This is a genomic window from Methylobacterium sp. Leaf123, from assembly GCF_001423405.1.
Lineage (GTDB): Bacteria > Pseudomonadota > Alphaproteobacteria > Rhizobiales > Beijerinckiaceae > Methylobacterium.
On the sequence record NZ_LMNS01000001.1, the window covers coordinates 252154 to 278467 of the forward strand.

At 69.1% G+C, this 26314-nt stretch carries 2 protein-coding genes (1 of these 2 cut by a window edge); both read left to right on the top strand.

Translation table 11 applies throughout. From position 1 onward, the window contains the following. A protein-coding gene (locus tag ASF53_RS26110) for an LEPR-XLL domain-containing protein (protein WP_056192506.1) crosses the window boundary here: on the top strand, nucleotides 1-19084 show its 3' end. Its footprint begins 23543 nt before the window's first position; 19084 of the gene's 42627 nt are visible here — the last part of the coding sequence; its start codon lies off the left edge, out of view; the stop codon is at nucleotides 19082-19084. Continuing rightward, nucleotides 19008-26216, top strand: a complete 7209-nt coding sequence (locus tag ASF53_RS26480) for a beta strand repeat-containing protein (RefSeq protein WP_056192509.1) — start codon at nucleotides 19008-19010, stop codon at nucleotides 26214-26216. Before ASF53_RS26110 ends, ASF53_RS26480 begins: the two co-directional genes overlap by 77 nt. The last annotated feature ends 98 nt before the right edge of the window (nucleotides 26217-26314 follow it).

Sequence of the window (26314 nt, forward strand, 5' to 3'; positions counted from 1 at the left end):
CGGTTCCGGCGACGTGACCGGCAGCGCGATCCTGAACCTCAACGGCGGCCAGACGCAGCGCGACCGGGTCGATATCCTGGCCGGCGGCAACGTGTCGGTCCGCCAGACCTCGGGCAATCTGCTCCTCAACAGCCTCACCGCCGGCGGCGACGTCGTCGTGCAGGTCCGCAGCGGCAGCCTGCTCAACGTGAACGACGTGGTTGTGCGCGACGAGCGCAAGGCGGCCGACCTGATCGGCGGCGTCTGGAAGGATCTCGCTCTCACGACCGACGATGCGAACCGCAAGTTCAAGGAGACGCTCAGCGCCTTCGAGAGCGCACGTGAACGCGACTACAACGCCTATTGGTCCTACCGGAACCAGCAGACGAATCCTGCCGTCTATGATGCGAGCTTCGAGGTGAAGCTCAGCGCCAAGACCGGCGAGTTGCAGTACTACGAAGACCTCTACCGGAAAGAAGCGACGAGCAAGGGACTCACCGGCAGCGCCCTGACCAACTACGTCAGCAAGGCCGTCGCGGCGATCGAGCAGAGCCGTACCGCGCAGTACCGAGCGCTCCACCTGCAATACGGTCAGTACGGCGACGTCTATCACGCCGATCTCGCCAGCGATTACGGGACCTACTGGGCCATCCGCGGGACGCAGCCGAGCGGCAGCGCCTTCGACGCGAGCACCATCGTCACGGCGACGGCGGCTTCTCTGGCCAAGATCCAGGCGGCGACGCATGCGGCGCCGATCTCCGGCGACGCGCTGATCGCCCGCGTCACCGCACAGATCGCGCAGATCGAGAGCGAGCGCGGCAACACGCGTCTCAGCGAGGCCGAGATCCGGGGGCTCTACGAGACCGCGATCGAGGCGGAGGCGCGCGACGCGCGGTTGGCGGACGAGGCGTTCAAGGCGCTCTCCAACTACGAGACTGCCTACACGCGGTACGAGGTGCTGAAGGCGAGCCGTGTCAACGGCGCAATGACGCTGACGAGTGCCGAGCGCGACGCGTTGCGCGCGCAGTTCGGCGGCGATACGACCGGAAGCGGCCTCTCCGGAGCCGCCAAGGACAGCTACATCGACGCTCAGATCAAGGCGGTCCAAGAAGCGCGTGCGGACGAGTTCGCGCGGCTCTCGGCGCTGTTCTCAGGCGTTGCCAAGGGTGACCAGGGCACCTTCACAGCCCAGTACAACCTCTACCTGACGCTGCACGGCTCGCTGGTGAACGGCGTGCCCGCCCTGACGAGCGCCGAGATCACCGACCTGACCCTCACGTTCGGCACCGATGCCACCGGCGTTGTGCTGAGCGGCACGGCCAAGGACAGCTACGTTGCGGCCAAGATCCAGGCGACGCTCGATGCGCGCGCGGCCGAGTATACCAAGCTGAACGCGATCTTCGCCAGCACGGCGGCGACCGACTCCACCCGGCTGAACGCCATCTTCGGAAGCACTGCGCTCACCGCCTATGTCATCGATCAGATCCAGCAGGTCGAGGCGTCCCGAACGATCGACTACCGCAACCTCGCGCTGACCTTCGCCAGCTTCACGGCGGGGACGATCGACTACGACACGGCCTATGCGCGTTACGAGGCGCTGAAGGCGAGCCGCGTCAACGGGGCGATGACGCTGACGACGGCCGAACGCGACGGGCTGCGCGCGCAGTTCGGCAGCGATGCAACCGGAAGCGGCCTCTCTGGAGCCGCCAAGGACAGCTACATCGACGCTCAGATCAAGGCGGTCCAGGAAGCCCGCGCGGACGACTTCGCCAAGCTGACGGCACTGTTCTCAGGGATCGCCAAGGGCGATCAGAACGGCTTCACGACGCAGTACAACCTGTACTGGACGCTGCGCGGCTCGCTGGTGAACGGCGCGCTCACGCTGACGAGTGCCGAGATCGCCGACCTGACCAGCCTCTACAGCACCGATGCCACCGGCACGGCGCTGAGCGGCGCGGCGAAGGACAGCTACGTCGCCGCCAAGATCAAGCTCACGCTCGACGCGCGCACGGCAGAGTACGCGAAGCTCAACGCGCTCTATTCCGGCTTCGGTGACCATTACCTGCCGAAGCTCGGCGCCGCCTACCAGATCTACAGTGTCCACAAGTCGAATGCCGATGCCGGCGGCATCGTGCGGATCGCCGGTGCCGAGCGGATCGCGCTCGCGGTGCAGTTTGCCGACCAAGCCAAGTTCCAGACCCTCGGCGAGATGTTCCTGCAGGCGGAAACCGCCAAGAAAGTCGTGGGGGCCGAGACCGCGCTCAAGGCGGATTACGCGGGGCTCCACGCCGATTTCGGCAGCCTCGGCGGTGCCTACGACGCGTCGCTGACGGAGGCCATGTCCGATCAGGACAAGGCCCGCTACGAGACCTATTGGAGCTACCGCAACCAGCAACTCGATCCGAGCATCTACAACGCGTCCTTCGCGCCGCGTCTCACGGGGCAGGCGCTGATCGATGCGGTGAGCACGGCCCGCGCCCAGGCTATTATCGAAACCCAGGCCACCGCGTCGCCGGCCATCGCCTCCGCCCGCCAGGCGGCCCAGGATGGGCGCGGAGCGGCGCTCACGGCCCAATACCGGGCACTCCACGCCTTCTTCAACAGCCTGCCGGCCTCCGACGGCACCAATGCCCTGACGGGCCAGAAGCAGGACAATCCAGCCTTCTTCGTCGACAAGGCGACCGCCAAGCACATCGACGACAGCATCAAGCGCTGGACGGAAGAGGAACTGCTGAGCGCGGTCGGCCAGGGCCTGCTCAAGGAGGTGCCCACCACCGTCGTCGACATCCAGAGCGCGATCATCAAGGGTCGCTCGATCAAGCTCGTCACGGCCGACAATGTCGGCTCGACCAGCGGCACCACCCTGATCGCGGTCGGCCCGAACGCGCGGCCCCTGACGACCGACCAGCAGGTCGATCTGGCCGCCGCCGAGCGCAGCGACCTCGTGTTCCTCACCAAGGCGCCGATCACCGCCAACGTCATCTTCGCCAATAACGGCCCGACCGGGACCGTTACCCGGGTGGATGGCGACCGCTGGGACCTCACCGCCTTCATCAAGGACGGCAACGTCATCGATGCCACGCTGTTCATCGGCGGCCTGACGCAGAACGCCACCGCCGAGACGAGGGCCTACTTCAAGATCGTGTCCGTCACGGATACGGTGATCACCGTCGAATTCACCGGCGCCAAGACCTTCCAGGAAGGGATCGCCCGCAACGTCACCTTCGGCGCCAGCGTCGCGGTGGGCAACGAGGCCCCGCGCGCTTCGGCGACGATGTCCGTCGACCGCCTCAAGGCCGCCCCGACCAGCGTCGAGCTGAGCTTCAGCAACGACACCGCGACGAACCAGGGCATGGTGACGCTCGCGAGCGGCACCTGGGACACCTCTCTCTACACCGTCGGCGACACGCTCTTCATCGCCGGAGACACCACGAACACCACGGCGATCGCCACCAACGTGTTCAGGATCGCGGCGATCGCGGGCGGGGTGATCCGCCTCGAGGCCGGCCAGCTCTTCGACACCACGGGCGGCCTGAACGGCCGGCTCGCGGCCAGCGTCGAGGTCGGCGTGCGCGCGACGGCGGCCACCGGCGGCGTCTCCGTCGTCAACCGCGCCCTGTCCGACCGGGACGCCAGCTTCCTGACGGACGGGTTCAAGCCGGGCCTGCGGATCGGGCTTGCCGGCGCCTTCGGCGTCACGACCGCCAATGCGACCGGAGCCGCGACCTATTACGAGATCGCGAAGGCGGGCAAAGCGACCCTCGTCCTCGACACGAGCAATCTCGACGCGAACAAGCTCGCGCCGACGGCCGAGACCGGCCGCAACCTCGTCGTGTTCCAATCGGCCAAGGATACCGGGAATCCGTTCAACCTCGTCACCCAGCTCCTGATCCAGAAGCGCCAGGCGCTGGTGCTCGAAACCGCGGGGACGCTCGACGTGAGCGCGGGCGGCCAGATCTTCATCACCACGTCGTCATCGGCGACATTGGGCCTCATCACCTCCACGACGGGCAAGGAAATCCGCCTCAAGGGCGACAACGGCCTCATCAACGGCCGCGGCGACACCGACACGAATGTCCGCGGCGGCGACACCATCCTCGAAGGCGGCCGGGGTGCCGTCGGCAGCGCTCAGAAGGCAATCGGCGTCGAGCTGACGGGCACCCTGGCGGTCCGCAGCGCGGAGAACATCTACCTCACCGCCCGCGCGGGCGACCTGAAGCTGGAATCCGCCTTCAGCGACAAGGATATCTTCCTCACCGCAGACCTGGGCAGCATCCTCGACGGCATCGGGAACGACAACACCAAGATCTCGGCACGCAACCTCACCCTGAGGGCGGCGGGTGCGATCGGCCAAGCCGGACCGAACGCCAACACCCCCCATGTGGGCGCCGACGCGATCGAGGTGAAGCTCACCGGCACCGTCCGGGCGAGCGCCACGGGTACCATCGCGTTGACCGAGACGGCGACCGACCTGCGGGTGGTGGCGATCACCACGACGGGTGACGTGATCCTGAGTGCGCAAGCCTCGATCCTCGACGGCGGCGACCTGACGAACCCACGCGACATCGACTCGGCGCCCGATACCGTTGGCAGCGGACGGGCCAATGTCAGCGGCCGCTCCATCGTCCTCACGGCGCGCGACGGCATCGGCTCCGGCACCGACGCGTTCGAGTTCGACAGCAATGTCGGCGGCACGACGACCGGTCGGGTCACGCTCTCGGCCGGGCGCGGCAACATCGGCGTCGTCGAGACCAGCGGCGACGTCTACCTCGCCAGCATCGGGGCCGCCGACAACCGCGTTGCCATCCTCACGGCCACCTCCGGCAGCATCCTGAACGGATCGACCGATTACAACGACAGCAACGGCGGCAGCTCGAACCTCATCTCCGGCCAAGCCAAGCTGATCGCCTCGGGCAGCATCGGCACGGCGACGAAGCGCATCATCGCCAAGCTGAAGACCGCGACCGGCGACACCTATGGCGGCATCGAAGCCACGGCCGGCGACGACGTCTGGCTGTGGAATGTCGGCGGACTGCGCGTGGGCGGCGTCACCGTGGGAGCCAAGACCGGCATCCAGGCGGGCGGCACGATCAATGTGCGCACGTCGAGCCCCGTCACGATCAGCACCGACCTGATCTCGAAGAAGTCCATCAACGTGTTCTCGGGCGAAGATACGACCCGGGGCGACGACCTCCTGCTCGTGCAATCCGGCGTCACGATCTTCTCGACCGAGGGCTCGGTGACCCTCGCTGCCGGCGACAACCTCACCGTCGAGGCGGGCGCGGTGGTGAAGGCCAAGGGCGACATCGTCCTGAAGGCCGACTTCAAGGTGGTGAAGGACGTCAACGGCAACGACATCGTCGTGCCCTCCGACGAGGCCGCTGCCGCCATCGATCTGAAGGGCACCTTCGTCGGCCGCACGATCACGATCCAGGGCAGCAGCCTGGGCGGCACCTACCGCCTCGACGGCGCGTTCCTGACCGGCGAGCGCACCATTACCGTCAGCGCGAGCAACCCGAACGATCCCAACGAGGTGATCACGCTCATCCGGATCTCGGAAGGGGCGCTCACGCGCGGCGGCTTCATCAGCCTGCTCGCCGGTAACGGCGACAACACGATCACGTTCGCGGACACGAACACCATGTCCACCGGCGCGATGAGCATCACCGGCGGCGCGGGCCAGGATGTCGTGACGCTCGACGGCGGCTACACGCTCGACTCGCTGGCGATCGACCTCGCCGGCGGCGGCAACAGCCTGACCGCGGCGGGCGTCTACACGATGGCCGGCGCGCTCACGATCCGCACCGGCACGGGCCGCGACATCATCGATCTTCAGGGCCGCTACACCGCCGGCTCGATGGAGATCGATGCGGGTGACGGCCAGAACGACATCATCCTGACCGGCACCTACCGGATCGGAAACACCTTCGCGATCCGCGCCGGCTCGGGCAGCGACACGCTGCTGGATTCCCGCTTGGTCGGTGGCGCGATGAGCCGGGCCGATGTCGCGGCCGGCTCGCTCTCGATCAATCTGGGGGGCGGCAGCAACACCCTGCGGCTCTCGGGCGGGTACGTGACCCCGTCCGGCGCGATCACGATCACGACCGGCGCGGGCGACGACGTCATCGACCTGCAGGGCAGCTACACGGCGAAGTCGATGAGCGTCGGCGCCGGCGCCGGCACCAACGCGTTGACCTTGACCGGCAGTTACCGGGTCACCGACGACGTCACGATCACCGCCGCGGGCGGCACCGACACGCTGACCGACCTGCGCGTCGTGAATGGCGTGGTGGACAAGGCCAGCGTCGAGGCGACGTCGCTCGCGATCGATCTCGGCGACGGTGACAATACGGTCACCCTTGCCGGCACTTACCGCATCGCCGCCGCCTTCCGTCTCGCCACCGGTTCGGGCCTCGACATCGTCAGCGATCACCGCAAGGTCGCTCAGACGGTCACGGATGCGCTCGACCTGACGGCGGGCACCATCGCGATCACGCTCGGCGACGGGGCCAACGAAGTCGCGCTCGCCGGCACGCTCGCGGCCGTGGACAGCGTCAGCCTGGTTTCGGGCTCGGGCAACGACACGGTGATCGATGCGGCGCTCGACGGCACGACGCCGCTTCGGACCGCGACGATCACGGCCAAGACCATCGATGTGAATCTCGGCGCGGGCGACAACGCCCTGACGCTGCTCGGCACCACGATCGCCACCTCGAGCTTGGCGCTGACCAGCCTCGGCGGTCGGGACCAGTTCGCCCTGCGCGGGCGGGTCCGCGCCGGGACCACGGCCATCCGGCTCGGTTCGGGCGACGACCGGCTCGACCTCGCGGTCAGCGAGATCGCGGGCTACACACAGGTCTTGGGTGAAGACGGCGCGGACGTGATCAACGTCGATAGCCTGCCCTCGCTCACCAGCAAGACCAACGGCACCACCGACACGCTCGACATCGACGGCGGCCAGGACACGGACACGATCCGCATCCAACTCGCCGGCGCCTCGTCCTACCGCATCAACGTCACGGATTCCGGCGATGCCGACCGGGGCATCGACACCCTGACGATCCTCGGCACCGATGCCGCCGACCAGTTCCTGATGCGCCGGAACTTCGTCGCGCTCGTCCATCCGAACGCCGACGGCACCTACCCGGTGAACGCCGTGGTGGAGCGGATCAACTATGACATGAGCATCAACGGGCGCGTCATCGTCGAAGGCGGCAAGGGCGCCGACCGCTTCGCGATGGACGACAACGCCGCGCTGATGACCGTCGACGGCGGCGAGGGCAACGACGTCTTCCAGGTCGGCCAGGTCTTCGCGACGCCGCGCGACGTCCCCAACGGGCTGCTCGTGGAGGACGCGTTCGAGACGACGAAGCTGTCCTTCGGCGGCTACCTGTCCCGCGGCATCTCGATCCCGACGGTGATCTACGGCGGCGTCGGCGACGACATGTTCCAGGTCTACTCGAACAAGGCGGACCTGCGCCTCGAGGGCGAGGATGGCGACGACGTCTTCATCGTCCGCGCCTTCGGCACGCTGTCCGAGAACAAGATCAAGCTCAATGCCGGCGCCGGTAACGACCGGATCGAGTACAACATCAACGCGCCGCTCGACATCGATGGCGGCTCCGGCTTCAATAAGATCGTCGCGCTCGGTACCGAGTTCGCCGACACCTTCGTCGTGACGCGCGACGGCATCTTCGGTGCCGGGCTTTCGATCCGCTTCACCAACATTCAGGCGGTCGAGGTCGACGGCCTGGAGGGCGACGACACCTTCTACGTGCTCTCCACGCCGGCGGGCGTCGTCACCACGCTGATCGGCGGCCTGGGCAGCGACACCTTCCACGTCGCCGGCGACGTCAGCGGCGAGGTCGTCGCGCGCGACGCCAAGGGCAACTCCGCGGTCATCAACCACACGATCTCCAGCACCGACCCGGCCTTCAACGGCCTGTTCGTGCCGGGCATCAACGCCTCGGTCTCGGCGGCCGATGCCGGCGCCGTCAGCGACGGCGTCGGGCTGACCCTGCGCGAGGATTCCAACGTTCCGGCGCTGAGCGTCGGCACCTACAAGATCGCACCGCCCGCCCCGAAGACGGCGCCGCTGGGCGTCAGCGACTGGGCCGTGGTTACCGTCTCGGCCGCGCAATCCTCGGCGCAGATGCGCGCCCTGGGCGGCAATGCGGGCACCGTCGAGATCTCGACGGACGGCGTTACGTGGGCGGATGCGCTGACGCTGCGCTTCACGACCTTCTTCGACAATGCCAGCAACAGCTTCGTCTGGAGCGCCGAGCGGACCATCTTCGTCCGTGCCAAGTCGGATACGGCGCTGGAGGGCGACCAGAACGTGGCGATCGGCCACGCGGTGATCAGTTCCCATGCGGAGGTGAACGGCACCTCCGTCCGCACCACGCTGGTCAAGGTCATCGACGACGACAAGCCGGGTCTGATCATCGTCGAGAGCGGCGGCGCGACCTCGGTCATTGAGGGCAACGGCAACAAGCCCCAGAACAAGGACGACTACACCGTCGTCCTCAACAACGCCCCGCTCGCAGGCGAGGAAGTGCGCGTCACGCTCGGCGTGTCGAGCACGGAAATCGCCTTCACCGACGGCAACGGCACCCCGTTGCCGCGGGACGGCAACGGCCAGGCCTATCTCATCTTCACCGCGGCCAACTGGGACCAGCCGCAAAAGGTGCTGGTCTCCTCCCCGGCCGACCTGAAGCCCGAGAACCGCTTCGTCGCGGAGATCACCCACACCGTCACCAGCACCATGAACGGCACGGCGACGGAGGGCTTCTTCAAATCGGCGCTCGTCGGCAAGCCGATGGTGCGCGTGCAGGTGACCGACGGCAACACCGCCGGCGTGGTGGTAACCCCGAAGGAGGGCGGCGTCGTGGTGACGCCCAGCCAGACCTCCTTCTACGACGTCGTCCTGACCATGCAGCCGAAGGCGCCGGTGACGATCACGCTGGCCGGTGACGGCCAGACGATCACGTCGAGCGGGGATAGCCGGTTCAAGGCGGCCAACGGCACCAACCCGGCCACCATCACCTTCACCGCGGCGGATTGGGACCAGGCCGTTCGGGTCACCGTGGCGCGCGATCCCAACGGTGCGCGGACGACCTCGGACCTCAAGACCTTCTCGCGTCAGCCGCACGAGCTCAGCGGCATCGAGGGACCGCTGGTCCTCGAGGGCGGCGTCGGCCCCGACAGCCGTTCGCTGACCCTGGCCGTCGTCCTGCCGGGCGAGAACAACCCCCTCGTCGGACGCGCGATCGTCGATGACGGGCTGCCCGACTTCGACAAGGTCACGCTCTACAACGACTCCACCACGGCGGGCGTCTCCGGCACGGTGAGCGCCACGCATATCGGCGGCTTCGGCATGTCGACGAATGTCGTCAGGCCGAACACGAGCGGCAACGCCCGCACCATCGAGGGCGGCGTGACCTATAGCGGCATGCGCTCGGTCGAGCTGCTGCTCGGCTCCGGCGCCGACACCGTCACGGTGACCGGCACCGCCATCGGCACCCTCACCGCGATCCATGGCGGCGGCGGCGCCGACACGATCACGGTGACCGGCTCGCAGGGGACGCTCGCCCTGTTCGGCGACACCACCGCCGATGGCAGCCGCTACGACTCCACCTTCGAGAAGCAGACCGGCCGCGGCTACGGCTTCCGCGACGAGGGAACTCTCGATCGCGACAACACCATCGTCAGCCTCAACGACATCATCGATGCCTCGGGCGCGACCGGCCTCGTCATCATCGACGGTGGCGCCGGAACCGACACGATCACCGGCGGCCAGGGACGCAACATCATCGCCGGCGGCACCGGCAACGACACGATCACCGGTGGTGCGGCCGCGGACATCATCCTCGGCGATTCCAGCCTCGACCTCGACGACGTCCGGCGCATCGTGACGATCGCCGATCCCTTCATCAATCAGCCGCGGGCGGCGGGCACCGACACGATCGACGCCAAAAGCGGCGACAACGTCGTCGTCGGCGATCACGGCCAGATCTACCAGGACGGCTCGGCCATTGCGGGCATCGCGCTCGAGGGCACCCACGTCGTCAGCCGGATCGTCTCGACCTTCACCGGCATCGGCGGCGGCGACCGGATCACCGCGACCGACGGCAACAACATCGTCATCGGCGGTTTCGGGGCCGACACCATCAATGCGGGCGCGGGCAACCACGTCATCCTCGGCGACAACGGCGAGGCGGTGTTCGACAGCGGCGTGTTGACCAGCCTGTGCAGCCTTGCCGGGGCGACCGGCGACGCCGACACGATCAAGGCGAGCGACGGCGACACCACCATCATCGGCGGCGCCGGCAAGGACGGCATCGCCGTCGGCAAGGGCACGCATGTGATCCTCGGCGATACCGGCGAGGCGCGCTTCGTCCCGGGCACGCGGATCATCAACGGCGTGACCGTCCCGGTCCCGGTCCTGACCAGCATCAAGACCACGGACGACGAGGCGGCCGTCGGCGACGACGACATCATCGAGACCGGCGACGGCAACGTCACCGTCATCGGCGGCGCCGGCGCGGACAAGATTACCCTGGGCAAGGGCACGCAGGTCGTGCTCGGCGACAGCGGCTCGGCCACCTTCGCGAACGGCACGATCGCGACCATCACGTCGCTGGCGACCGCGATCGGCGGCGGCGACACGATCACCGCGTCCGACGGCGACACCACGATCATCGGTGGCGCGGGCGCCGACGCGATCGAGGTCGGTGCGGGCAACCACGTCATCCTCGGCGACAACGGCAAGGCCGTGTTCACCGCAGGTGCGCTGGTCTCGATCGAGAGCGTCGATCCCGAGATCGGCGACAACGACATCGTCTCGGCCAAGGACGGCAGCGCCACGGTGATCGGCGGCGCGGGCGCCGACCGGATCACCCTCGGCAAGGGCACGCAGGTCGTGCTCGGCGATAGCGGCTCGGCCACCTTCGCGAACGGCAAGATCGCGACCATCACCTCGGTGGCGACCGCGATCGGTGGCGGCGACACGATCACCGCGTCTGACGGCGACACCACGATCATCGGCGGCGCGGGTGCCGACACGATCGATGTCGGCGCGGGCAACCACGTCATCCTCGGCGACAACGGCAAGGCCGTGTTCGCCGCGGGCGCGCTTGCCTCGATCGAGAGCATCGATCCGGCCATCGGCGGCAACGACGTCATCACCGCCAGGGACGGCAACGTCACCGCACTCGGTGGGGCGGGTGCGGACCGGATCACGCTCGGCAAGGGCACGCAGGTCGTGCTCGGCGACAGTGGCTCGGCCACCTTCGCGAACGGCAAGATCCAGGACATTACCGCGATCGCGACCGAGATCGGCGGCAACGACACGATCACGGCGGCCGACGGCGACACCACCATCATCGGCGGTGCGGGTGCCGATGCGATCGATGTCGGCGCGGGCAACCACGTCATCCTCGGCGACAGCGGCAAGGCCCGCTTCAGCGCCGGCGCGCTGGTCTCGATCGAGACCATCGATCCGGCCATCGGCGGCGACGACACCGTCACCGCCAAGGACGGCAACGTCACCGTGATCGGTGGTGCCGGCGCGGACCGAATCACGCTCGGCAAGGGCACGCAGGTCGTGCTCGGCGACAGCGGYTCGGCCACCTTCGTCGATGGCATCATCGCGACGGTGACCTCGACCGCGACCGAGATCGGCGGCAACGACACGATCGAGGCGACCGAGGGCGACACCACGATCCTCGGCGGTGCGGGCGCGGACACGATCAAGGTCGGCGCGGGCAACCACGTGATCCTGGGCGACAGCGGCAAGGCGGTGTTCCGCAACGGCCGCGCCCAGCGCATCGAGTCGATCACGCCCGAGGTCGGCGGCGCCGACATCATCATGGCCGAGGATGGCGCCTCTCGCATCATCGGCGGTGCGGGCGGCGACACCATCACCACCGGCGCGGGCAACCACGTCATCCTCGGTGACAGCGGCGAGGCCGACTTCACCGTGACGGTGACGAACGGGGTCACCACCAGCGTGCTGGCGCGCATCGCCACCACGGCGCCCTCCATCGGCGGCAGCGACACGATCACCTTCGGCGCGGGCAACAACGTCGTGCTCGGCGGCATGGGCGGCGACACGATCAAGGGCGGCGACAAGGGCGCGGTCATCCTGGGCGACAACGGCATCGTCACCTTCGATGCCCTCGGCCTGATCCAGCGCGCGCTCTCCTTCGACACCGCGATCGGCGGTGACGACACGATCACCATCGGGGACGGCAACAACGTCGTGCTCGGCGGCACGGGCCGCGACACGATCACCATCGGCGACGGCAACAACGTCGTGCTCGGCGACAGCGGTCAGGCTGATTTCGAGGCCGGCATCATCGTCGAGATCGCGAGCATCAGCCCCGAGGTCGGTGACAAGGACACGATCGTCCTCGGCAGCGGCCGCAACACCGTCGTCGGCGGCGCCGGCGGCGACAGCATCACCGCGGGACTCCGCAACGGCGTGAAGCTCGGCACTGGCACCAACGTCATCCTCGGCGATGCCGGGCGCGCCCGGCTCACGACCGCCGGCCTGCCGATTGGGGTCGAAACGACCTACGACAACGTCGGCGGTGACGACACGATTACCGTCGGCGACGGCGTGGCCGTGATCCTCGGCGGCTCGGGCAGCGACGTCATCTCGGCCGGCAACGGCCGCAGCACAGTGCTCGGCGACAACGGTGGGGCGACCTTCGACGCGCAGGGCCGCGTGCTCCAGGCGGCGACCACCGCCGCCACGGCGGGCGCGCGCGACGAGATCACCCTCGGCGATGGCGGCAGCGTCGTCATCGGCGGCGTCGGGGCCGACACGATCCAGACCGGATCGGGCGCGGACGTGATCCTCGGCGACAACGGCAGCGCCGTGTTCCTGAACGGGATCCTGGTCTCGATCGAGACGATGGAATCCACCTTCGGCGGCGGCGACGCCATCGTGGCGGGCGAGGGCGACAACGTGGTGTTCGGCGGTGTCGGCGCTGACGACATCACCACGGGGGCCGGGCTCGACATCATCCTCGGCGACGACGGCGCGGCGACCTTCGCGCAGGGCACGCTCGTGCGCGTCTCGACCAAGAACGAGAGCGTGGCGGGCGACGACATCATCCGCGCGGGCGACGGCGACAACGTCGTGCTCGGCGGCTCGGGCAGCGACACCATCACCACCGGCATCGGCGCCGACCTCGTCTTCGGCGACAACGGCGCCGTCGACTTCGTGGACGGCGTCCTTCGCGAGGCGCTCAGCGAGCGCGTCGGCGGTGGCGGCCGTGACACCATCGTCACCGGCGCGGGGGCGGACCTCGTCATCGGCGGCCTCGGCAGCGACACGATCGATGCCGGCAAGGACGATACGGACGCCGACATCGTCTTCGGCGATAACGGCCACATCACCTTCGATGCCCTCGGCCGCGTCGCGCTCGCCGAGACCCTCGACCCGACCCTCGGCGGCGACGACGAGATCCAGGCGGGCGCAGGCGCCAACCTGATCCTCGGCGGCGCGGGCGCGGACACGATCACCACGGGCGCCGGCACGGATATCGTGCTGGGCGACAATGGCAGCGTGAGCTTCGCAGGCGGAATCCGCTTCGAGGCCAAGAGCGACCTGTCGGGCGGCGCGCGCGATCGCATCGTCACCGGTGCCGGCGCTGACCTCGTCATCGGCGGCCTCGGCGGCGACACGATCGATGCCGGCCAAGCCGACGCGGACGACGACATCGTCATCGGCGACAGCGGTCACATTACCTTTGACGCGCAGGGTCGTGTGATCCGCGCGGAGGCCACCGATCCGACCGGTGGCGGCGACGACAGCATCGATGTCGGTGGCGGCAACAACATCGTCATCGGCGGCGCGGGCTCCGACACCATCATCGCCGGCGCGGGCGCGGATGTGGTCCTGGGCGACAACGGCTTCGTGACCTTCACAGGCGGAATCCGCCTGGAGGCCAAGAGCGATCCGGCCGGTGGCGCACGCGACACGATCCGGACCGGTGCCGGCTCCGACCTCGTGGTCGGCGGCCAGGGTGGCGATGCGATCGATGCCGGCAAGGACGATGCCGACGACGACATCGTCTTCGGTGACAACGGCCACATCACCTTCGACGAACTGGGTCGCGTCAAGCTCGCCCAAAGCACCGATCCGACCAGCGGTGGCGACGACAGCATCGAGGCCGGCTCCGGCAACAACATCGTCCTCGGCGGCGCGGGCTCCGACACCATCACCACGGGCTCGGGTGCCGACGTCGTGCTGGGCGACAACGGCAGCGTGACCTTCTCAGGCGGAATCCGCCTCGAACTCACCAGCGGCCGTGACGGCGGCGCAGGCGACACCATCACCACCGGCGCCGGTGCAGACCTCGTCCTCGGCGGCCTGGGCGCCGACACGATCGATGCGGGCCAGAACGACGCCGAGGCCGACATCGTCTTCGGCGATAACGGCCATGTCACCTTCGACGGCCACGGCCGGGTGAAGCGCGCCGAGAGCCTGGATTTCGGCCTCGGTGACGACGACAGCATCGACGTCGGCGGCGGCGACAACATCGTCGTCGGCGGCACCGGTGCCGACCGGATCACGGCGCTCGGCGGCAACGACGTGGTGCTTGGCGATGACGGCCGTGCCACCTTCGAGACCAGCGGCCGCGTCAAGCGCGCCGAGAGCTTCGACCTCGGCTTTGGCGGCAACGACACGATCGATGTCGGGGCCGGCGACAACGTGGTCATCGCCGGAGCCGGCAACGACGTCGTCACCGCGCTCGGCGGCAACGACGCGGTGATCGGCGATGGCGGCTACGCCGAGTTCGAGGCCGGCATACGCGTGACCTTCGTCTCCGCCGATGCCACCGGCGCCGGCAATGACCGGATCGAGACTGGCGACGGCGACAACGTCGTGCTCGGCGGTTCGGGCACCGACATCATCACGACCGGCACGGGCGCCGATGTCGTGCTGGGCGACAACGGCACGATCCGCTTTGCAGGCGGAATCCGTCTGGAGATCACCAGCGACCGGATCGGCGGCGCTTCCGACACGATCACCACCGGAGCCGGTGCTGATCTCGTGCTCGGCGGCCTCGGCGGCGATACGATCGATGCCGGCCAGGCCGACACCGACGCCGACATCGTGTTCGGCGATAACGGCCACGTCACCTTCGACGCGACCGGTGGCATGATCCGCGCCGAGAGCTTCGATGCCGGCTTCGGCGGCAACGATGAGATCATGGTCGGCGGCGGCGACAACCTCGTCATCGGCGGCACCGGCGCCGACATCATCACCGCGCTGGGCGGCGGCGACATCGTCATCGGCGACCAGGGCTACGCTCTGTTCGCAGCCGGTATCCGCGTCGAGGTGGCCTCGACGGAGACCAATGACGGCGGCAACGACCGGATCGAGGCCGGCGATGGTGACAACGTCGTGCTCGGCGGCTCGGGCAGCGACACCGTCACCACGGGTACGGGCGCGGACATCGTGCTCGGCGACGACGGCCGCGCCACCTTCGATGCGCAGGGCCGCGTCAAGCGCGCCGAGAGCTTCGACCTTGGCCTTAGCGGCAACGACGCGATCGATGTCGGAGCCGGCGACAACGTGGTCATTGCCGGGGCCGGCAGCGACGTCGTGACGGCGCTCGGCGGCAATGACGCGGTGATCGGCGACGGCGGCTACGCCGAGTTCGAGGCCGGCATACGCGTGGTCTTCGTCTCCGCCGATGCCACGGGCGCCGGCAACGACCGGATCGAGGTCGGCGACGGCGACAACGTCGTGCTCGGCGGTTCGGGCACCGACACCATCACCACGGGTGCCGGCGCCGATGTCGTGCTCGGCGACAACGGCACGATGCGCTTTGCAGGCGGAATCCGCCTCGAGATCACCAGCGACCGGATCGGTGGCGCCTCCGACACGATCACCACCGGAGCCGGTGCGGATCTCGTGCTCGGTGGCCTCGGCGGCGATACGATCGACGCCGGCCAGGCCGACACGGACGCCGACATCGTGTTCGGCGATAACGGCCACGTCACCTTCGACGCGACCGGCGGCGTGATCCGCGCCGAGAGCTTCGATGCCGGCTTCGGCGGCAACGATGAGATCAAGGTCGGCGGCGGCGACAACCTCGTCATCGGCGGCACCGGCGCGGACATCGTCACGGCGCTGGGCGGCGGCGACATCGTCATCGGCGACAACGGTTACGCTCTGTTCGAGGTCGGCGTGCGGATCGCGTTCGCCTCGACCGACACCGCCGACGGCGGCAACGACCGGATCGAGGCCGGTGACGGCGACAACCTCGTGCTCGGCGGCTCGGGCAGCGACACCGTCACCACGGGTGCCGGCGGCGACATCGTGCTCGGCGACAACGGTCTCGTCGCCTACGAACTCGGCATCCGGGCGCGGGTGGTCAGTAATCGCAACGGCGGGGCGCGCGACGTCATCACCACGGGTGCGGGCGCCGATGTGGTGCTCGGCGGTCTGGGTGCCGACACGATTGATGCCGGCCAAGCCGACGCGGATGCCGACGTGGTGTTCGGCGACGACGGCCAGATCACCTTCGATGCGCAGGGCCGCGTGAAGCGGGCCGAGAGCCTCGATCCGGGCTTTGGCGACGACGACACCATCGACGTCGGCGGCGGCGACAACCTCGTCATCGGTGGTACGGGTGCCGACATCATCACCGCGCTGGGCGGCAACGACATCGTGCTCGGCGACCAGGGCTACGCTCTGTTCGCAGCCGGTATCCGCGTCGAGGTGGCCTCGACCGAGACCAATGAAGGCGGCAACGACCGGATCGAGGCCGGCGATGGCGACAACGTCGTGCTCGGCGGCTCCGGCAGCGACACCGTCACCACGGGTACGGGCGCGGATATCGTGCTCGGCGATAACGGCTTGGCCGCCTTCGAACTCGGCACCCGTGCTCGCATCACCAGCGACCACAACGGCGGCGCACGCGACACCATCACCACCGGTGCGGGCGCCGACGTGGTGCTCGGCGGCCTCGGTGCCGACACGATCGATGCCGGCCAAGCCGACGCGGATGCCGACGTGGTCTTCGGCGACGACGGCCAGATCACCTTCGATGCACAGGGCCGGGTGAAGCGGGCCGAAACCCTCGATGTCGGTTTCGGCGACGACGATGAGATCAAGGTGGGCGGCGGCGACAACCTCGTCCTCGGCGGCGCGGGCAGCGATGTCGTGACGGCGCTCGGCGGCAACGACGTCGTCATCGGCGACCATGGCTACGCCGTGTTCGAGGCCGGTGTGCGCGTCGAATTCGCCTCGACCGACACGTCGGATGCGGGCAACGACCGGATCGAGGCCGGCGACGGCGAGAACATCCTGCTTGCCGGTTCGGGCAGTGACACCGTCGTCACGGGCACCGGCGGCGACATCGTGCTCGGCGATAACGGCCTCGTCCGGTTCGAACGCGGCATCCGTGCCGTCGTCCAGAGCAGCCGCGACGGCGGGACGCGCGACGTCCTCCGGTCGGGTGCCGGGGCGGATATCGTCCTCGGCGGTCTGGGCGCCGACACGATCGATGCCGGCCGGGACGATGCCGAGGCCGACATCGTGCTGGGCGATGACGGTCGCCTCACCTTCGACGCTCAGGGCCGCCTGAAGCGGGCCGAGAGTCTCGACCCGACCTTCGGTGACGACGACGTGATCGAGGCTGGCGGTGGCGACAACGTCGTCATCGGTGGCGCGGGCACGGACACGATCACCACGCTCGGCGGCAACGACGTGATCCTCGGCGACAACGGCACTGCGCTGTTCGAGGGGGGCGTGCGCGTCCAGTTCGACTCGACCGATCCGGATGACGGCGCCCGCGACGTGATCAAGGCCGGCGACGGCGACAACATCGTCATCGGCGGCGCCAGCTCCGACGACATCACCACGGGCTCGGGCGCCGACATTGTGCTCGGCGACATGGGCGTCGTGGCCTTCGAGAACGGCCTCGTCCGCGAGGTCTACACCACCGATGAACGCCGCGGCGCAGGCGACGTCATCCGCGGCGGCGACGGCGACAACATTGTCTTCGGCGGCGCGGGTCGTGACGAGATCACCACCGGCCAAGGTGCGGATCTCATCCTCGGCGATTTCGGCGAGGCGAGCTTCACCGGCGGGCGTCTTGTGCGCGTGGCCAGCCTCAACCCGAACCGCGGCGACGACGACACGATCGCAGCGGGCGACGGCGACAACATCATCCTCGGCGGCTTCGGCAGTGACACCATCACCGCCGGCTCCGGTGCGGACGTCGTGCTCGGCGACAACGGCGTCGCCACCTTCCGCATCGACGGCAAGCGGATCCTCGTCCGCACGACGGATGTGGAGATTGGCGCGACCGACACGATCGCAGCAGGCGACGGCGACAACCTCGTCATCGGCGGCACGGATGCCGACACGATCACCACGGGCAAGGGCGCCGATGTGATCCTCGGTGACTTCGGCTCGGTCGGCTACGACGCGGCCGGCCTGCTCAAGCAGATCCTCTCCACCGACACGGCTCTGGGCGGCAACGACACGATCACGGCGGGTGACGGCAGCGATACGATCCTCGGCGGCTTCGGCTCCGACACGATCACCGCCGGCGACGGCGCCAAGACCGTGCTCGGCGACAACGGTCAACTCGACTACGCGGCGGGGGTTCTCACCCTGGCGCAGAGCCTGACCCCGGCCCTCGGCGCGGCCGACACGATCAAGCTCGGCAACGGTCGCAAGCTCGTCATTGGCGGTGCCGGCGGCGACCTCATCGACGGTGGGTCCGGCGATGCCCTCGTCATCGGAGATGCCGGCCTCGTGCAGCTCGTCAACGGCAGCCCGGTTCGAGTCGAGAGCACGGATGTCGCGGTTTCGGGCGACGACACAGTCACGCTCGGCGCCGGCAACGGCGTGGTGCTCGGCGGCTCGGGTGCCGACAAGCTGACGCTCGGTGCGGGCCAATCGGTGGTGCTGGGCGACAACGGTAGCGTCGATCTCGACGCATCTGCGCGGCCGGTCGAGATTACCTCGACGGCGCCTGAGGTCGGCGGTGGCGATGGGATCGTGGTCGGCGACGGCGGCTCGGGACACGATCAGCACGGGCTCGGGCGCGGATGTGATCCTCGGCGATAACGGTGCCGTGACGCTCTCGGCCTCTGTGCCGGTCTTCGTTCGTACGACGAACGCAGCTATCGGTGATGCGGACGAGATCCGGGCGGGCGAGGGCGACAACGTCGTGCTCGGCGGCGCCGGGGGCGACACGATCGTCACCGGCACGGGCCGCGACACGGTGTTCGGCGATGCCGGTCAGGTCCGCTTCGATACGAAGGGCTTGGTCGAGCGCGCCGAGAGCCTGGACACCGCCATCGGCGGCGACGACACCATCGAGGCGGGTGCGGGCGACAACCTCGTTATCGCCGGCGTCGGTGCCGACACGGTCACGACGCTCGGCGGCAACGACGCCGTGCTTGGCGACAGCGGTGCGATGGTGTTCGCCGGCGGCGTGCGGGTGAGCATCACCACCACGGCCTCGGCTGACGGCGGCAAGGACATCCTGTCGCTCGGCGACGGCGACAACCTCGCCCTCGGCGGCACGGATGCCGACACGATCACCACCGGCAATGGCTCCGATGTGATCCTCGGTGACTTCGGTTCGATCGGCTACGACGCGGCTGGCTTGCTCGCGCAGATCCTGTCCACCGACACGGCTCTGGGCGGCAACGACACGATCACGGCGGGCGACGGCAGCGACACCATCCTCGGCGGCTTCGGCTCCGACACGATCACCGCGGGCGATGGTGCCAAGATCGTACTCGGCGACAGCGGCCAGTTCGACTACGTGGCGGGTGTGCTTGTGCAGGCGCAGAGCCTGACCCCGGTCCTCGGCGCGGCGGACACGATCAAGCTCGGCAACGGTCGCAAGCTCGTCATCGGCGGTGCCGGCGGCGACCTGATCAACGGCGGGGCCGGTGATGCCATCGTCGTCGGCGATGCCGGCCTCGTGCGGCTCGTCAACGGCAGCCCGGTTCGGGTCGAGAGCACGGATGTCGCGGTTTCGGGCGACGACACGGTCACGCTTGGCGCCGGCAATGGCGTCGTGCTCGGCGGCTCCGGTGCCGACAAGCTGACGCTCGGCGCCGGCCAGTCGGTGGCGCTGGGCGACAACGGCAGCGTCGATCTCGATGCTCAAGCGCGGCCGGTCGAAATCACCTCGACGGCGCCGGAGGTCGGCGGCAGCGATGGGATCGTGGTCGGCGATGGCGGCTCGGTGGTGATCGGCGGCTTCGGCGCCGACACGATCAGCACGGGCTCGGGCGCGGATGTGATCCTCGGCGACAACGGTGCCGTGACGCTCTCGGCCTCTGTGCCGGTCTTCGTGCGCACGACGAGCGCGGCTGTGGGCGATGCGGACGAGATCCGGGCGGGCGAGGGCGACAACGTCGTGCTCGGCGGCTTTGGCGGCGATACGATTGTGACCGGCGCGGGTCGCGATACGGTGTTCGGCGATGCCGGTCAGCTTCGCTTCGATGCGAAGGGCCTGGTCGAGCGGGCCGAGAGCCTGGACACGGCCCTCGGCGGCGATGACACGATCGAGGCGGGTGCGGGCGACAACCTCGTCCTTGCCGGTGTCGGCGCCGACACGATCACGACGCTCGGCGGCAACGACGCCGTGCTCGGCGACAACGGCGTGGCGGTGTTCGCCGGCGGCGTGCGGGTGAGCCTTACCTCCTCGGCCTCGGCTGACGGCGGCAAGGACGTCCTGTCGCTCGGCGACGGCGACAACCTCGCCCTCGGCGGCACGGATGCCGATACGATCACCACCGGCAAGGGCGCCGATGTGATCCTCGGCGACTTCGGTTTGATTGGCTACGACGCGGCCGGCCTACTCGCGCAGATCCTCTCCACCGACACGGGCCTTGGCGGCAACGACACGATCACGGCCGGTGACGGCAGCGATACGATCCTCGGCGGCTTCGGCTCCGACACGATCACCGCCGTCGACGGCGCCAAGACCGTGCTCGGCGACAGCGGTGGGCTCGACTATGCGGCGGGGATTCTCACCCTGGCGCAGAGCCTGACCCCGGCCCTCGGCGCGGCGGACACGATCAAGCCCGGCAACGGTCGCAAGCTGGTCATCGGCGGCGCTGGCGGCGACCTGATCGACGGTGGGGCCGGCGATGCCATCGTCATCGGCGATGCCGGCGTCGTCCGGCTGGTCAACGGCAGCCCGGTTCGGGTCGAGAGCACGGATGTCGCCGTGTCGGGCGACGACACGGTCACGCTCGGCGCCGGCAACGGCGTCGTTCTCGGCGGCTCCGGTTCCGACAAGCTGACACTCGGCTCTGGCCAGTCAGTGGTGCTCGGCGACAACGGCAGCGTCGATCTCGACGCGTCCGCGCGTCCGGTCGAGATCATTTCGATGGCGCCGGAGGTCGGCGSCGACACGATCAGCACGGGCTCGGGCGCGGATGTGATCCTCGGCGATAACGGTGCCGTGACGCTCTCGGCCTCTGTGCCGGTCTTCGTTCGTACGACGAATGCGGCTGTGGGCGACGCCGACGAGATCCGGGCAGGCGAGGGCGACAACGTCGTGCTCGGCGGCGTCGGGGGCGACACGATCGTCACCGGCACGGGCCGCGACACGGTGTTCGGCGATGCCGGTCAGCTTCGCTTCGATGCGAAGGGCCTGGTCGAGCGGGCCGAGAGCCTGGACACGGCCATCGGCGGTGACGACACGATCGAGGCGGGCGCGGGCGACAACCTGGTCCTTGCCGGCGTCGGTGCCGACACGATCACGACGCTCGGCGGCAACGACGCCGTGCTTGGCGACAACGGCGTGGCGGTCTTCGCCGGTGGTGTGCGGGTAAGCCTCGCCTCCACCGCGCCGACGGACGGTGGCAAGGACATTCTGTCGCTCGGCGACGGCGACAACCTCGCCCTCGGCGGCGCGGATGCCGACACGATCACCACGGGCAAGGGTGCCGACGTGGTCCTCGGCGACCATGGCGGCGTCAGCTACGACGCGGCCGGCCGGCTCGCGCAGGTTCTGTCCACCGACACCGGTCTCGGCGGCGACGACACCATTGAGGCAGGCGCGGGCGACAATCTCGTCCTCGGCGGCTTCGGCGGCGATACGATCACGACCGAGATCGGCGCAGACGTCATCCTCGGCGACAGCGGCGAGGTGCTCTATGCCGGCGGCCGTCTGGTCCAGGTGCGCAGCCTGGAGGCCGGGATCGGCGGCCGCGACGCGATCAAGGCGGGCGAGGGTGCTAACATCGTCATCGGCGGCATGGATGCCGACGTGATCGAGACGGGCTCCGGCCGCGACGTAATCCTGGGCGATAGCGGCCTCGTGCGCCGCGACGCCGACGGCCTCGCGCAGGCGGTCTCGACCGACACGGCTCTGGGCGGCGACGACACGATCCGGGCGGGCGAGGGCGACAACCTCGTTCTCGGCGGCTTCGGCAGCGACACAATCGACACTGGGGCCGGCGCGGACGTCGTGCTGGGCGACAGCGGCGACGCCCGGTTCGAACGCGGTGTCATCGCTTCGGTGACGACGCTCGATGCCCTCAACGGTGCGGGCGACACGATCCGGACGGGCGAGGGCGACAACCTCGTCTTCGGCGGTCTCGGCGGTGATGCGATCACCTCCGGCACGGGCAACGACGCCATCGTCGGCGACCAGGGCCGGGCCGGCTTCTCCGGCGGCGTCATGGTCGTGCTCGAGACGATCGACCCGAATGCGGGCGGCGACGACCAGATCGTGGCGGGCAATGGCGACAATCTCGTCCTCGGCGGCATCGGTGCGGACCGCATCGTCACCGGCATGGGCGCCGACATGATCCTCGGCGACAACGGCCGGGCGGATCTCACCTTGGTTGCCGGTCGCGCGGTGATCCGGCGGCTGGCCTCCACCGATCCGCTCGCGGGCGGCGATGACCGCATCAAGGCGGGCGAGGGCAACGATTACGCGGCTGGCGGCACCGGTGCCGACGTGATCCTCGGCGGCGGCGGCCACGACGTGCTGTTCGGCGACCACATGCTCTACGACCGGGCCCTTCCGGCGAACCAGCGCGCGGTCTCGATCTTCACCGCAGCCACCGATGGCGGCGGCAACGACACGATCGAGGGCGGCGCGGGCGACGACTTCCTTTACGGCCAGCAGGGCGACGATTGGCTCTCCGGCGGCGCGGGGGACGACGACCTCACCGGCGGTCACAACGTGCTAGGCGGGGCCGACGGCGATGACGGCCTCTACGGCGGCATCGGAGCGGACGTGATCCTCGGCGACAACGGCATCATCACCCGCCACGTGCTCGTGGACGACGTGAAGTCGGTCACGTGGCAGCGCAATCCCGGCACCTTCGCCGACACGGTGATGCGCGACGTGCTGCGCTTCGACCTCATCGACTTCGTCGGCGGCAACGATGCGATTGCCGGCGGCGCGGGCGATGACCGGATTTTCGGTCAGATGGGCGACGACCTCATCTACGGTGAGGAAGGGTCCGACGAGATCGTGGGCGGCCTCGGTCGCGACAGGATCGATGGCGGCACCGATGTCGACTATCTCCTCGGTGACGAGGGCCGGATCGTCCGCGCCTACACGGCGGACGGCGCGGCGGTTCTCAACAGCGACGGCACCTGGCACCGCGACGTGGTGCTGGAGGAGATCGGCACCGTCACGGCTGCCATCGCCACCGACGCGCAATCGGCCGCCGCACGCACCGCCGACCTCGCGGAGACGCTGGCGCAGGCGGATCTCGTCCTCGCGGTGGGCGCGCGAGACGGGTCGGGCACGCGCCTGACCACGGCCACGGGGGGCGCCTTGGCGACCTCCGCGCTGACCGTCTCGCTGGCCAGGGCCGACGACGACATCATCGCGGGCGGCGACGGCAACGACGTGCTGTTCGGCCAGCGCGGCAACGACAGCCTGTTCGGCGGGGCCGGCGACGACCTGGTCTACGGCGACCGCGCCTCGAACCTGTCGGAGACCGCCTCCGACAAGCCGACCATCGTCAACGCCATCCGGCTGATCGGTGCCGCGGCGGAGACCGGCCTCGTTCTGCCGCTCGGTGGCGAGGTCGTGGTGCCGGCCCTCAACCTCCTGCCTGGCGCGTTCGGCGCCGGTGCCCCGCGCATCGAGGTCTATCCCTCGATGGCGGGCGTGGTCTCCGACATCGCCGGGTCCGATCCGATCCGGCGCGGGGACGGCGCGATGCTCACCGTCTACGCCTCGCTGGTTCCGAGCCTATACGGCACCAACAACGTGCTGGCGGGCAACGACATCATCGAAGGCGGCGCGGGCAACGACACGATCTACGGGGACAGCAGCGAGACCTACACGCTCGACGTGACGGCCTACGCCGCGCTCAACGGCCAGATCGACAAGGTGTCGGCCTCGGTCTCCGATCTGCTCGGTGTCTTCGCCACGCTCGGCCGCGGTGTCGATCTCCTGCAGGGTGGCCCGAGCCGGACGATCGCCTACGGCAACGACACCATCACCGGTGGCGAGGGGGACGACGTCATCGTCGGCGATGCCGCCCGCACCATCGTGCAGGGCTCGGGGCCGCTGCGAAGCCTGTCGCTCGATGCGGCCCTCGCGCTCAGCGACGCCCTCTCCGACATGCGCTCGGTCATTACCGACCTCGCTATGACGGGCCGGGTCGCGCAGGCCGCGGTGACGGTGAAGCTGGAGACGATGGCGCAGCGGCCGCTGAACGAGATCCTCGCCGACGGCCTGTCGGAGGGCATGGGGGCGAACCACGTGATGTCGATCGGCAACGACAGCATCGATGGCGGCGCGGGCGACGACCTCGTCGTCGGCGACACCCTCGTCCTGTTCCAGCCCGGCGTGGCGCGCGGCCTCGCGGTCCACGATCCCGCGACCGCCTCCGCGGCGGCTCAGGTCGAGGCGGCGGTGACGGCCCGTGCCGCCGAGCGGTTCTCCGCGATGCAGCAGCATCTGACGGTGGACTACCCGGTCGATCTGAAGTCGGTGGCCCTCCACTGGATGGTCTCCATCGCCTCCCGTGGCGACAGCTTCCTGAGCGGGAACGACGGGATCGAGGGCGGCGACGGCAACGATCTGCTGATCGGTGATACCGGCTTCATCCAGTTGCCGGCCGCCAACGCGGCGCAGAGCCAGCGCGCGACGGCGGCGACCCTCGCCGAGGATCGTGCCCAGGTCGAAGCCCGCGTGCTCGGCGCCGGTGCGCCCGGTCTCGAGGGGGATCTCGATGCCTGGAACCGTTCGGCGTGGGACGCCTTGGCCGGGAGCGTCATCAATTGGCGCAACCCGCTCTATGGCGGCCTTGCTTGGCGGAGCCCATTCGGCTTCGGCGGCCAGCAGAACCTGACCGCGGCCTACCGCGGCTGGATCGGGGCTCCGCGGGATGCCCGGTTCGACCTGCAGAGCGTGCTGTTCGATATCCACTTCATCCTGGGCGTTCCGGATGCGGCGCCGCCGGCCTCCGGCGTCTATGCCGGCGCCATCAAGGCGGGCGAGGACATCATCTCGGGCGGTGCGGGCAACAACCGGATCTTCGGGGCGAAGGCGACGCTCGTGCCGACGGTCGATGCCAACGGTCGGATGGTCGGGCCGAACGCCTTCACGGTGCTGCTGCCGACCAATCTCGGGATGCTGCAGGGAAGCTTCACGCCGATGATGTTCCCCAACAGCATCGGTGTGATCAACACGGCCGGCGTCGGCACGCAGTTCGTCAACTTCCACTACGGCGTCGCCGTCGCCGGGAGGTGGGGTGCCGCGTCGCTGGCGACCTACCTGCAGACCTACGGCGCGTCCGCCGCGAACCCGTTCGGACCCAACGCTTCGGCGCCGCAATACGGGGTTCCGCAGGGGGCGCAGACCGGCGCGGATCAGGTCACTGAGGGCGACAGCGGCATCAAGGTCATCGGCTTCCATAAGAAGCGGGCGATCTGGTCGTTCGATGCCGGAGTGACCCTGCCGTCCTTCTCGGCGACGGCGGCCAACACCCTGACGCCGACCTCGGTCGCCGGTCGTCCGGCCACGATCGAGGCGATCGCCCACAAGCCGCTGCTGGCCAACGAGGTGATCCGGTCCATCGAGGGCGGGAACATCGTCCTGCGCGGCGCGAGCCGGCCGGCCTCCAACCCGTCGAAGTACGACACGTGGTTCTTCGACGAGGCCAAGGGCAGCTTGGTTGAGCAGGCGAAGAGCGAGGACGACATCCTCTTCCTCGCCAAGCGCTTCGGTGATCCGACGCAATCGGCGAAGTGACCGCGGCCGGCCGGAGGGCCGGCAGCAAGACCTTGAAGCCGCCGTCCGACTTTGATCGGGCGGCGGCTTCGCTCATGGTCGCGGATGCAACGCGGAGC